The following is a 12,403-nucleotide window of genomic DNA, read 5'->3' on the forward strand; positions in this document are numbered from 1 at the left end:
CATGCGCACGACTTTCGCCATCACCGCCCTGCTCGTTCCGGCGTCGGCTTTCGCCCAGAGTTTCGACATCACCTCGCAGGACGGCGTAACGATAGAGGCGACCCCGATCGCCGAGTTCAACGAGCCCTGGGCCATGACCTTCCTGCCGGACGGGGAGTTGCTGGTCACGGAGAAGCCCGGCAATCTCCTGCTGGTAACGCAGGACGGGACAAGGACCGAGGTCTCCGGCGTTCCCGAAGTGGCCTATGCCGGCCAGGGCGGGCTGGGCGACGTGGTAATCGGCCCCGACTTCGCCGAGAGCCGCCACGTCTACATTTCCTATGCGGAACGGGGCGAGGATGGCCTGCAGGGCGCGGCCGTCGCCCGGGCGACGCTGTCGCGCGGCGATGGCGATCCTGCCCTGGAGAACCTCGAGGTGATCTGGCGCCAGGAGCCGAAAGTCAGCGGCAACGGGCACTACTCCCACCGCATGGCCTTCTCGCCCGATGGAGAGCATCTGTTCATCACGTCGGGCGACCGTCAGAAACAGACGCCCGCCCAGGACATGGAAAGCGCCCTCGGCAAGGTCATCCGCCTCAACGTCGACGGCTCGGTGCCGGACGACAATCCCTTCCAGGACGAGGGTGAACTGGCGCAGAGCTTCTGGAGCGTCGGCCACCGCAACCTGCTCGGCATCGCCTTCGACGGCGGTGGACGGCTGTGGACGCACGAGATGGGTCCGCGCGGCGGCGACGAGATCAACCTGGTCGAGCCTGGCAGGAACTACGGCTGGCCGGTCGTCTCCTATGGCGTGAACTATTCGGGCGCCGACATCCCCGACCATCCGACACGCCCCGAATTCGAGGAGCCGGAGGCGCACTGGACCCCGGTGATCTCGCCGGCCGGGCTGGTGATCTACTCGGGCGATCTGTTCCCGGACTGGCAGGGCGACGCCATCATCGGCGGATTGTCGGCGCGGGCGATCGTGCAGGTCGATCTGGGCGAGCAGAGCGACGGGACGCTGGCCAGCGAAACGCGGCGTTTCCCCATGGATGCGCGCATCCGTGAAGTCGAGCAGGGTCCCGACGGCGCGATCTGGGCGCTCGAGGACCGTGCCGGCGGGCGGCTGCTCCGCATCGTCCCGGCCGGCGAAGGCTGAACCATCGACCGAGGGCGGCGCCCGCGATCAGGCGATGTGGATCGCAAGCGCCGCCCACATCGCGCCAAGGGACAGGAAGCCGGCGATGAAGGCCGGCTGCCGGTGTCGAATCCGGTTCTTGGTCACGTGAATGGCCGCGTGCACGTAGCGCGACGCCACGAAGACCCACGCCAGCATCACCACGACCGTGCCGACGCCGCCGCTGGCATGGAGCGCAAGGCAGCAGAGGTGGAACAGCACCGGCAGTTCGAACTGGTTGGCCAGGTTGTTGCGGACGAAAAGGCTCTCGGCCGGCTCGTCCCGGTTCTCGCGGAACTGCGAGACCTTCGCGCTGCCGCTCTCTACGGCCCGCTTCCGGCGAAGCGCCATGAGCCCGTAGACGCCGTAGACCAGCGCCACATGCGCGATCATCGGCCAGAAGATGGCAGTGGCTTCCATGGGGCTACTCCTCTCGCAACACGTTCGTTCGGCAGTAGCACGTCTGGCCGAGACGGTAACGGTCCGGTCAGGCTTGACGCAGGTCTCTTCATGTAACATATGAAGTTACATGAAAACCGACACGCGCCTCTCCGCCATGCTGCATCTGCTCCTCCACATGGCCGGCCGGCAGGATCCGGTGACGTCGGAGGAACTCGCCCGCTACATGCACGGCAATCCGGCGGCGGTCCGCCGCACCATGGCCGGCCTGCGGGGTGCCGGCATCGTCCGGTCCGGCAAGGGCCATGGCGGCGGATGGACGCTGGGCCGGCCCCTGGCCGAAATCACGCTCGCCGACGTCCACGCCGCGCTCGGCGCCCCCGGCCTCTTCGCCATCGGCAGCCGCAATGCCCAACCGACCTGCCTCGTCGAGCAGGCCGTCAACGCTTCGATGCAGGAGACGCTGGGCGAGGCCGAACGCCTCGTCCAGGCGCGGCTGCGCTCCGTCACCCTGGCATCGATCGATGCCGATTTCCGCGCCCGCATGGCGCAGCATCCCAACGCACCGAAGGAACCTCGTCATGTTTGACGTCATCGTCATCGGCGGCAGCTATGCCGGTCTGTCCGCCGCCATTCAGGTTGCCCGCGCCCGGCGAAGGGTGCTCGTCATTGACGCCGGCAATCGCCGCAACCGCTATTCGAGCACCTCCCACGGCTTCCTCGGGCGCGACGGGCACACGCCGGGGGCGATCGCGGCGGAGGCCCGCGAACAGCTCCTCGCCTATCCGTCCGTCAGCTTCATTTCGGGCCAAGCGTCCTCGGCGACGGGCGGCATCGACGCGTTCAATGTGGCGATCGCCAACGGGCAGCACGTCGAAGGGCGGCGCATCGTGCTTGCCACCGGCGTGGAAGATGTCCTGCCCGACGTCCCGGGCCTCGCGTCGCAATGGGGCGTCGGCGCCATGGCCTGCCCCTATTGCCATGGCTACGAGCTGAACCGCGGCCGGATCGGCGTGCTGGCCACCGGCCCCGCCTCCCTCCACCAGGCGGCGATGCTGCCCGAATGGGGCCAGACGACGCTTTTCGCCAACGGCGTCTTCGAGCCTGGCGAGACCCAGTTCGCCGACCTCGTGCAAAGAGGGGTATCGATCGAGTCGATGCCCGTGACCAGGATCGACGGCGATCCGGGCGCGCCGGTCGTCGTCCTGTCCGACGGTCAACGCATCGAAATCGACGGCCTCTTCGTCGCTACCCGGACACGGATCGCAACGCCCCTCCCCGCAATGCTCGGCTGCAGGATGGAGGACGGACCGCAAGGCTCCTTCGTGGCGACGGACGCGATGAAGGCGACGTCCGTGCCGGGCGTCTTTGCCTGCGGCGACGTGGCGAGCCCCATGGCGTCGGTGGCCATCGCTGTGGGCCACGGCGCAATGGCAGGCGCCGCCGTCCACCGCTCCCTCATCTTCCCGCCGCAGATATCGAAGGCCGCGTGACGGCGGACACGCCGCCACGGCACCCTCGGCGGTTCGCCGAGGGAGGACCGCAGGTCAGCTCATGCCGGGATAATTCGGGCTTTCGCGGGTGATCGTCACGTCGTGCGCGTGGCTCTCGCGCAGGCCGGCGCCGGAGATGCGCACGAAGGTGGCCTTGTTTCTGAACTCCTCGAGGTTCTGCGCGCCGACATAGCCCATCGATGCCCGGAGCCCGCCGGCGAGCTGGTGCAGAACGCCGCTCACCGGCCCCTTGTACGGAACCTGGCCCTCGATGCCTTCCGGCACCAGCTTCAGCGTGTCGCGCACTTCCGCCTGGAAATAGCGATCGGCCGAGCCCCGCGCCATGGCGCCCACCGAGCCCATGCCGCGATAGGCCTTGAAGGAGCGGCCCTGGTGCAGGTAGACCTCGCCCGGGCTCTCTTCGGTGCCGGCGAGCAGGGAGCCGATCATCGCCGCGCCCGCGCCGGCGGCGAGCGCCTTGGCGAGATCGCCCGAATACTTGATGCCGCCGTCGGCGATGATGCTGATGCCCTGCCGCTCGGCCACTTCCACGGCCGACATGATGGCGGTCAGCTGCGGCACGCCGACGCCGGCGACGATGCGGGTGGTGCAGATGGATCCAGGCCCGATACCGACCTTGACGGCGTCCGCGCCCGCGTCGATCAGCGCCTGCGTGCCCGCGGCCGTAGCGACGTTGCCAGCCAGGATGCGGACCGAGTTGGACAGCTTCTTGGCCCGCGCCACCGCGTCGAGAACGCGCTGCGAGTGGCCGTGTGCCGTATCGATGACGAGCAGGTCGACGCCGGCCGCAATCAGCCGTTCGGCACGTTCGAAGCCGTCGTCGCCGACGCTGGTGGCGGCCGCGACCCGCAGCCGGCCCTGGGCGTCCTTTGCGGCGTTGGGGTTGAGCTGCGTCTTCTCGATGTCCTTGACCGTGATCAGACCGACGCAATGGCCGCGATGATCGACGACCAGCAGCTTCTCGATGCGGCGCTGGTGCAGGAGCCGCTTGGCCTCGTCCTGGTCGACGCTCTCGCTGACGGTGACGAGGTTTTCCTTCGTCATCAGCTCCGACACCTTCTGAGATGGGTCGGAGGCGAAGCGGACGTCGCGGTTGGTCAGGATGCCGACGAGCTTGCCGTTCCGCTGCCCGCCGGAGCCGCCGTTCTCGACCACCGGGATGCCGGAAATGCCGTGCGCCCGCATCAGCGCCTGCGCATCGCCCAGCGTGGCGTCCGGACCGATCGTCACCGGATTGACCACCATGCCCGACTCGAACTTCTTGACCTGCCGAACCTCCTCGGCCTGCTGCTCGGGCGTCAGGTTCCGATGGATGACGCCGATGCCGCCCGACTGCGCCATGGCGATGGCCAGCCGCGATTCCGTCACCGTGTCCATCGCCGCCGACAGGATCGGCACGTTGAGCTCGATGTCGCGCGCGATCACCGTCCGCACGTCGGTCTGCCCCGGCATCACTTCGGAGTGGCCGGGCTGGAGGAGGACGTCGTCGAAGGTGAGCGCCTCGGCTCCCGTCGCGGATACGATGATTTTCGCCATGGCCATTCCTTCGATGTTCCAGGAGCGGCTGCGGTCAGGAAGGCCGCGCCGGTTCGACAGTTTCCCGTTGGGAATGGCGCTGGCTGGTACCATGCGTCCGTGACAATGGGAAGGCGGTTCTGCATGTCTCGGGCGATTTGCGCCGCTCCGTCCCGGTTGCGCCCTCCGGCCCCGCAGCCGAGCGGTCCACTGCCGATTTCATTGTGGGACAGATCGGAAAGGACGGGGACAATCCAGCGCGCCGCATGCTAACGCCCTCGAAGACAAGATGAATTGGATCGAGAGTTGAACCGGACCATCCCGCTCGTCCTCGCGGTCGCGCTCTTCATGGAGCAGATGGATTCGACCGTCATCGCGACGTCGCTGCCGGCGATCGCCACCGACATCGGCACCAATCCGATCGCTCTGAAGCTCGCCCTGACGGCCTACCTCGTCTCGCTGGCGATCTTCATCCCGATCAGCGCCTGGATGGCCGACCGCTTCGGCGCCAAGCGCCTGTTCTGCACCGCCATCGGCGTGTTCGTCATCGGGTCGATCGCCTGCGCGACGGCCGGTTCGCTCGAAGCCTTCGTGATGGCGCGTTTCCTGCAGGGGATGGGCGGCTCGATGATGACGCCGGTCGCGCGGCTCCTCCTGGTGCGGGCGACGCCGCGGCAGAACCTCGTCTCGGCCATGGCCTGGCTGACGATCCCCGGCCTGCTCGGCCCGCTGGTCGGCCCGCCCGTCGGCGGTTTCTTCACGACCTTCCTGAGCTGGCACTGGATCTTCCTCATCAACGTTCCGATCGGCATCCTCGGCATCGCGGCGGCCTGGCTGTTCCTGCCGGAGCTGGAGCGCGGGCAGCCGGGGCGCATCGACGTCAAGGGCTTCGCCCTGTCGGCCGCCGCCGCCTCCGGCATCGTCTTCGGCCTGTCGGTGGTCAGCCTGCCGGCCCTGCCGCCGGTCGTCGGACTGGCCACGCTGCTGGCCGGTATCGCCGCCGGGTTCGCCTATGTCCGCCACGCCCGCCGCACGGTGCGGCCGCTTCTCGACCTCAGCCTGTTCTCGAACCGGATCTTCAGCGCGGCGATCGTCGGCGGCACGCTGTTCAGGATCGGGGCCGGCGCGACGCCCTTCCTGCTGCCGCTGATGTTCCAGCTCGGCTTCGGCATGACGCCCTTCGAATCGGGCATGCTCACCTTCTCGTCCGCCTTCGGCGCGATCGGGATGAAGTTCCTCGCCACGACCGCGCTGCGCCGCGGCGGCTTCCGCCGCGTGCTGATGGGCGCCGCGGTCTTCGGCGCGCTGTCGATCGGGCTCGCCGCCGTCTTCACGCCGCAGACGCCGGCCTGGGCGATCATCGCCACGCTGATCGCGGGCGGCTTCATGCGGTCGCTGTTCTTCACCTCGGCCAACGCGCTCATCTTCGCCGACATCGGCGACGAGCGCGCCGGACAGGCGACGGCCATCGCGTCGGTGTTCCAGCAGATCTCGATCGCGCTCGGCGTGGCGCTGGCCGGCGGCATCCTCGAGGGCGTGACGGTGGCGACCGGCAGCGGGCTCGACGTCGACGCTTTCGCGGTCGCCTTCGTCACGGTGGCGATCGTCACCGCGACGGCGGCGCTGCCTTTCCTTCGGCTGCCGCCCGACGCGGGCGCCTCCGTCTCGGGACACCGGATCGGCGGCGACAATGCGCGAAGCCAGGTCCTGCCGCCGAAATAGACTTATTCGTCGGCCGGTTGGACCGGCTCCTCGGCCCGGCCCTTGAACCCCTTCGCAAACAGGTAGAGCTCCACGGATTCGGTGCGCGAGGCCGGCGGCTTGACGTGATGGACCGAGGTGAAGTTCTTCTTGAGCATGTCGAGGACCGTGTTCTCGGCGCCGCCCTGGAAGGTCTTGGCGAGGAAATGTCCGCCGGGCTTCAGCACGCTGACGGCAAAATCGGCCGCCACCTCGCACAGGTACATGGTGCGGATGTGGTCGGTGCGGCGATGGCCGGTGGTGGGCGCGGCCATGTCCGAGATGACGACGTCCGGCGCGCCGCCGAGCATCGCCACCAGCCGCTCCGGCGCGTCGGGCTCCAGGAAATCGAGCTTCAGAAACGCGACGCCGGGGATGGCGTCCATGTGGAGATAGTCGATGGCGACGACCGTCGGCGCCTCGTTGTTGGAGCCGATGCGCTTGGCCGCCACCTGGCTCCAGCCGCCGGGCGCGGCCCCGAGGTCGATCACCTTCGTGCCCGGCTTCAGGATCTTGTAGCGGTCGTCGATCTCGATCAGCTTGAAGGCCGCGCGCGAGCGGAAGCCCTCCGCCTTGGAGCGGTGGACGTAGGGATCGTTCATGTGCCGTTCGAGCCAGCGGCGCGACGAGTTCTTCAGCCCGCTCTTCTTCTTGATGCGGGTCTTGAGCGCGCGCGGCCCGGCGCCGCCGGTGGGTTTCTTCATGTCCGTGCCCGCTCCCGCTCGCGGCTGCGCCGCCATGCCCCGTCTTCGGCCATGAGCTCGGCCAGGATGCCTTCGCGCAGGCCGCGGTCGGCGACGCGCAGGCGCTGCGACGGCCAGACCCGCCGGATCGCCTCGAGAATGGCGCAGCCGGCGAGCACGAGATCGGCGCGGTCCGGCCCGATGCAGGGATTGGCCACGCGCTCGTGGAACTCCCAGCCGACCAGCCTCTCGATCATCCGGTCGATGTCGCGCGACTGCATCCACAGCCCGTCGACCCGGCGCCGGTCGTAGCGCGGCAGGTCGAGGTGGATGCCGGCGAGCGTGGTCACGGTGCCCGACGTGCCGAGCAGGTGGAAGCGGTCGCTGTGGGCGATCGCACCGAGTTTTTCGCGCCCTTCGAAGGCATCGAGCATGCGCGCGACGTCCTCGACCATGGCGGCGTAGATTTCCGGCGTCACGTGGCGGCCGCCGAAACGCTCCGACAGGGAGACGACGCCAACCGGCAGCGACGTCCACGAGACGATGTGGTCGGCAAGACGCCCGGTCCGCCGCGCGGACATGTCGATCAGCGCGATCTCGGAGGAGCCGCCGCCGATGTCGAACAGCACCACGCCGTCGGTGTCGCGCTCGACCAGCGAGCCGCAGCCCGACACCGCGAGCCGCGCCTCGGTCTCGCGGTCGATGATCTCAAGGACGAGGCCCGTCTCCTCCGTGACGCGGGCGAGGAACTCCACGCCGTTCTCGGCCGAGCGGCAGGCTTCGGTGGCGATCAGCCGCGCCTTGCGGATCTCGCGCCCGGCGAGCTTGTCGGCGCAGTGCTTCAGCGCCTCGACGGCGCGGTGCATCGCCTGATCGCCGAGCCGGCCGGACCCCGACAGCCCCTCGCCCAGCCGCACGATGCGCGAGAAGGCGTCGATGACGCGGAACTGGCCCGGCCGCGTCGGAACGGCGACGAGCAGCCGGCAGTTGTTGGTGCCGAGGTCGAGCGCCGCATAGGCGTGCGGGCGCATCTCGGCGCTGACGGCCTCGCCGCGCGTCGCGCCGCCCCCATTGCCGGGAACCGGCTGCGCCGGCAGCGCTTTCGCCGGCGCCTCGACGGCAAGCGGAGCTGCCACGGCGCCGTCTGCGCCGTCGCGCGCGAAGACCTTGCGGCCGCGCCGCCGCTTGCGCTTCTTCTTCTGCTGGAGATTCGGCTGCGGGGTTTCGGGCTTTCCAGGACGGGAAGCGGAAACGCCCGGCACCGGCGCCGCCTGCTTCTGCCCCGTCCTGCGGCGACCGCGCCTTTTCCTGGCCCGTCCGCCGCGGGAAGCCTCGCCGCCCGACGGTTGCCCGTCGAATTCGAGGTCGTTCACGCTTTCATCCTTCCGGCGCCGCGCTTCCATCCCGGATGCTGCAGGCGCGATCATCTTGAGTTGAAGCCAATGTAACAGCAGGCCGGCCATTCGCCAAATGGTTTGGCGGCGAGGCGATGGCGGGAGGCACGGAGCGGCGCGCATCCGTCGCGGTTCGACCGCGGGATGGACCGGAAATGCGAGGACAATATACCGAATTCCACCGTGTTCCGCGTCCTGCGGCAGTCGTTGCCAGTTCGAATTCGGTAAACTGTCCCCGTATTTCCTGCGCGGGCGACCTCCGTCCGCAAGGGATGCGGGGAGGCGGGCGGCGGCGCGGCAGGACCAGGGCGGATCGTGGTCCTCGCGATGCGGGACCGTCAGTACAAGCGATCGTCAGGACGTGTCGGGCGCGACCGGCGCCGGCACGGGACGTCCTTGCCGGACGAGCCGGCGGGGTGCGGGGGCCGAGCCGACCTCCTCTGCGATGTCGCGTATGGCAAACCGCGCCCGGCACCTCGCCTGTGCCAGATAGGCCCGCAGTATCCGCGCTAGCATCCGGAAGTCGGCGGCGAGCCTCTCGGCGCGATCACCCGAGCGCGAGGTGGAGATCAGGGCGGGCGCGCCGGCCGGCAGGCCGATGAGATAGTTCCGCGCGACCGACTCGGCGTGTGCCAGGCCGGCGAGCATGGGGAGCGCGATCGCGAGCGACCGGCCGGCGGCACGGTCGGCGAGACCGGCGAGCAGGACGAGCAGCGCCAGGATCTCTTCCAGCACCTCCTCCCTACAGCTCATGGTCTTCGTCCTCCGTTTTTGACGCCGGCAGTATCGGCGCGGCGGAGAAAGCGTGGATAGATTTTCGTCAAGAGGTTGATTTCGTTGAGACCGGAGGTCGCAGAACCGGCTCGAACAGGCGAGGGAAATGCGGGGACAGTTTACTTAATCCGGGATCGCAGTCTTTCGGTCGGCGCTGCGGGGCCACCCGATTTACGTAATACTACTTAAATCGGGCTCTCGTGCACCTCGTTCATACTCGTCGCCGTCCCCGACTTAAGTGAATCGGCCCCGTGTTTTCACGCCACCCTGCCCCAGCCGCCGCCATTGGCGGTTTCGATCAGCAGTTCGTCGCCGGGTTCGAGCCTGACGCCGCTGGTGAAGGTGAGGCGGTCGTGGCGGCCGTCGGGGTGGAGGACGGAGAGGCCGTTGACGCCGCCGGACGCGCCGCCCTCCAGCCCCCAGACGGGCTCTTTCGCGCGGCTGTAGCCGGCCGAGAGCACGGCGGGCGCGCGCAGGCGGTAGAGGGTCTGCAGGCCCTTGCCGCCCGCATGCAGGCCGGCACCCGCATCGCCGTCGTTGAGGCGTTTGAAGGCGACGTCGAGGCCGTAGCGCGCCTCGCAGATCTCGACCGGGCAGTTGAAGGTCTCGCCGTGGTTGGCCGAGTACATCGCGTCGAGCCCGTCGCGCGTCGACGTTGCGCCCCAGCCGCCCATCTGCGGCTCGACCATGGTGAAGCGGCGGGCGGTGTCGGGGTGATTGCCGGCGATGACCGTGCCGCAGATCGAGGCGAAGGAGCCGGCCGGCAGCCGCTCGGGCAAGGCGCGCGCCATGCACTGCCACAGCATGTCGGCCAGCCGGATGCGGGTCTCGAAATAGTAGCCGTGCGGCGCGGTGCCGGTGGCGTGGAAGATCGTGCCGGGCTCGGTGATCACCTCCAGCGCGCGAAACGAGCCGGAATTGGCAAAAAGCGTCGGGTCGGTGAGCGCCTTGAAGATCATCTGCGCCGAGATGACGGCGCCGTCGCGGCTGGTGTTGTAGGGCGCGGCGCGCTGCTTCGGGTTGCCGGTGAGATCGACGGTGAAGCGGTCCCGCGTGATGGTGATCGACGCATGCCACAGCGCGCCGTCGTCCTGGCGCTCCTCGATGTGGAACGTGCCCTGCGGCAGGGTGGCGAGGCCGGCGCGGCCGCGTCGCTCGCCTTCCTCGAACAGCGAGGCGAGAGCGGCGTGCCAGGCTTCGAACCCGTAGGTCTCGACGAGCTGGCGGATGCGGGTCTCGGCCTTGCGGCCGGCCGCCACCTGCGCCCAGAGATCGCCCTGGACGAAATCCGGCAGGCGGGAGTTGGCGGCGATGATGTCGAAGACGGAGGTTATCGGCGCGCCGTCCTCGAACAGCCTGACGGCCGGCAGGCGCAGGCCCTCCTGGAAGATCTCCGACACGTCGACCGCCATCGAGCCCGGCGTCTTGCCGCCGACGTCGTTCCAGTGCGCGATGGAAGCTGCCCAGGCGACGAGGTGGCTGCCGGCAAAGACCGGCAGGGCGATGACGACGTCGTTCAGATGCGTGACGCCGCCGAAATAGGGATCGTTGGTGACGAAGCAGTCGCCGGGGCGGATGCCGCCCGGGCCGTGGATCTCGACGATGCGGCGCACCGCCTTGTCGAGCACGCCGACGAAGGTGGGGATGCCGGCGCCCGACGAGACGAGTTCGCCCGCCGGATCGGTGATGCCGGTGCCGACGTCGAGCACCTCGTAGATGATCGGGCTCATGGCGGTCTTGCGCAGCACGGCGAACATCTCGTCGGCGGCGGCGATGAGCGAGGCCTGGATGACGGAGGCGGTGATGGGGTCGGTGGTGGGGAAGTTGGTGGTCATGTCTGCCTCGTCATGGTCTGATCATGTCATTAATTCTGTTCGGGCAGCGCTCCGTCGCGCCCCCCTCTGTCCTGCCGGACATCTCCCCCACGCGGGGGGAGATCGGCAGCTTCGGCTTTGGCGCTTCTTATGCGACGTCCGGGGATTGCCGAAGGCGGTGACGCGCGTGATCTCCCCCCGTGTGGGGAGATGCCGGCAGGCAGAGGGGGGCGCCATAGATCGCCACGATTCACGCCCCGTCGCGACCGACGCCCGCCCCTACCGCGCCACGAACAGGTCGCGCGGCAGCGTGGACAGGATCTCAGGCCCGTCGGCGCGCAGGATGACGATTTCTTCCAGCCGGATGCCGAAGCGGCCGGGGATGTAGATGCCGGGTTCGATGGAGAAGACCATGCCCTCCTCCAGCACCGTCTCCGACGTGGCCGTGACATAGGGCGGCTCGTGGCCGTCGATGCCAAGCCCATGGCCGGTGCGATGGACGAAGTATTCGCCGTAGCCGGCATCGGCGATGACGCGCCGCGCGGCGGCGTCGACCTCCCTGGCCATCACGCCCGGCCGCGACGCCTTCAGCGCCGCCTGCACGGCCTTCTCGACGATCGAATGGATCTGGCCGTAGCCTTCCGGCGGTTCGCCGACGACGGCCATCCGGGTGATGTCGGAGGGGAAGCCTTCCTTGCGGCCGCCGATGTCGATGACGATGGCATCGCCCTCGGCGAGTGTCCGGTCACCGGTCTGGTGGTGCGGAAAGGCGCCGTTGGAGCCGGCGCCGACGATCCAGAAGGCGGGCGTCGCACCCTCCGAGGCGAAGTGGTCGCGAACGATCTGGGCGATCTGCTTCTCGGTCAGGCCGGGCCTGATGGCGGCAAACGCCGTCTGCATGGCGCGGTCGGCGATGGCGGCGTTCATCTTCAGCCTGGCGAATTCGCGCTCGTCCTTGACCATCCGCAGACGCCCGAGCGTGCGCTCGGTGAAGGCATGGCTGGCCTGCGGCAGCGCGCCGAGCACGAGAAGCGCGAAGTCGGCGCGCATGGTCTCGTCGAGCACGACGCTTCTGGCCTGCGCGGCGCCGATGTCGTCGAGCGCGGCGGCGAGCGCTTCGGCCGGGCCGGTCTCGTCGCTCCAGGTGTGGAAGGCGATGTCGGTGGATTCGCGCGTGCCCTGCGCGTTCAGCACCGGCATCAGGAAGGCTTCGCGCGCCGACCCGACGAGGAGCAGGCAGGGCCGCTCGTCGGGATGGGGGTGGAAACCGATCAGCCAGTCCATGTGCGAACCGGGTGCCACGGCGACGAGATCGACGCCCTCGGCGGCCATGGATGCGCGCAGGCGCGAAAGACGGTCGGCGGTGGGGTGGGTCATGCTGTCCTCGTGCGGTTGTCGGTGGTGCGGTGCGGCG

At 68.9% G+C, this 12,403-nt stretch carries 11 protein-coding genes; 4 read left to right on the top strand and 7 right to left on the bottom strand.

Annotation, left to right across the window (positions count from 1 at the left end):
* Position 1: 1 nt before the first annotated feature.
* Complete coding sequence (locus N1F91_RS15800; RefSeq protein ID WP_289993736.1) at positions 2-1,138, top strand: PQQ-dependent sugar dehydrogenase; 1,137 nt, start codon at positions 2-4, stop codon at positions 1,136-1,138.
* Positions 1,139-1,165: 27 nt separating this feature from the next.
* Here N1F91_RS15800 and N1F91_RS15805 read toward each other — a convergent pair whose 3' ends face one another.
* Positions 1,166-1,576 (bottom strand): MAPEG family protein, encoded by a 411-nt coding sequence (locus N1F91_RS15805; RefSeq protein ID WP_289993737.1) that lies wholly within the window; start codon positions 1,574-1,576, stop codon positions 1,166-1,168.
* Between the two features lie 109 nt (positions 1,577-1,685).
* Between N1F91_RS15805 and N1F91_RS15810 the strand changes: the two genes are divergently transcribed.
* Positions 1,686-2,144: an Rrf2 family transcriptional regulator gene (locus tag N1F91_RS15810; protein WP_289993738.1), complete on the top strand. Its 459-nt coding sequence runs from the start codon at positions 1,686-1,688 to the stop codon at positions 2,142-2,144.
* Positions 2,137-3,048, top strand: coding sequence for an NAD(P)/FAD-dependent oxidoreductase (locus N1F91_RS15815; RefSeq protein WP_289993739.1), 912 nt, complete (start codon positions 2,137-2,139; stop codon positions 3,046-3,048). The genes N1F91_RS15810 and N1F91_RS15815 overlap by 8 nt, the downstream gene beginning before the upstream one ends.
* Positions 3,049-3,102: 54 nt before the next feature.
* On the opposite strand, the gene guaB is transcribed toward N1F91_RS15815, so the two are convergent.
* Positions 3,103-4,605, bottom strand: coding sequence for an IMP dehydrogenase (guaB, locus tag N1F91_RS15820; protein ID WP_289993740.1), 1,503 nt, complete (start codon positions 4,603-4,605; stop codon positions 3,103-3,105).
* 285 nt (positions 4,606-4,890) lie between these two features.
* Here guaB and N1F91_RS15825 point away from each other — a divergent pair, with 285 nt between their 5' ends.
* The gene (locus N1F91_RS15825; protein ID WP_289993741.1) at positions 4,891-6,306 is read left to right on the top strand and encodes an MFS transporter; all 1,416 of its coding nucleotides are present in this window, start codon (positions 4,891-4,893) and stop codon (positions 6,304-6,306) included.
* Between the two features lie 2 nt (positions 6,307-6,308).
* On the opposite strand, the gene N1F91_RS15830 is transcribed toward N1F91_RS15825, so the two are convergent.
* From N1F91_RS15830 to N1F91_RS15850, 5 genes are all read right to left on the bottom strand, one after another.
* Positions 6,309-7,028, bottom strand: a complete 720-nt coding sequence (locus tag N1F91_RS15830; RefSeq protein ID WP_289993742.1) for an RlmE family RNA methyltransferase — start codon at positions 7,026-7,028, stop codon at positions 6,309-6,311.
* Entirely contained in the window at positions 7,025-8,380 is a 1,356-nt protein-coding gene (locus tag N1F91_RS15835; RefSeq protein ID WP_289993743.1) for a Ppx/GppA phosphatase family protein, read from the bottom strand. The genes N1F91_RS15830 and N1F91_RS15835 overlap by 4 nt, the downstream gene beginning before the upstream one ends.
* A gap of 375 nt (positions 8,381-8,755) precedes the next feature.
* Positions 8,756-9,154, bottom strand: a complete 399-nt coding sequence (locus tag N1F91_RS15840; protein ID WP_289993744.1) for a hypothetical protein — start codon at positions 9,152-9,154, stop codon at positions 8,756-8,758.
* Positions 9,155-9,432: 278 nt separating this feature from the next.
* Positions 9,433-11,010 carry a hydantoinase B/oxoprolinase family protein gene (locus N1F91_RS15845; RefSeq protein WP_289993745.1) on the bottom strand — a complete coding sequence of 526 codons (1,578 nt, stop codon included), beginning with the start codon at positions 11,008-11,010 and terminating at the stop codon, positions 9,433-9,435.
* Between the two features lie 258 nt (positions 11,011-11,268).
* Positions 11,269-12,366: an aminopeptidase P family protein gene (locus tag N1F91_RS15850; protein WP_289993747.1), complete on the bottom strand. Its 1,098-nt coding sequence runs from the start codon at positions 12,364-12,366 to the stop codon at positions 11,269-11,271.
* Positions 12,367-12,403 lie beyond the last annotated feature (37 nt).

Source organism: Aquibium sp. ELW1220 (assembly GCF_030398385.1).
Taxonomy (GTDB): domain Bacteria; phylum Pseudomonadota; class Alphaproteobacteria; order Rhizobiales; family Rhizobiaceae; genus Aquibium.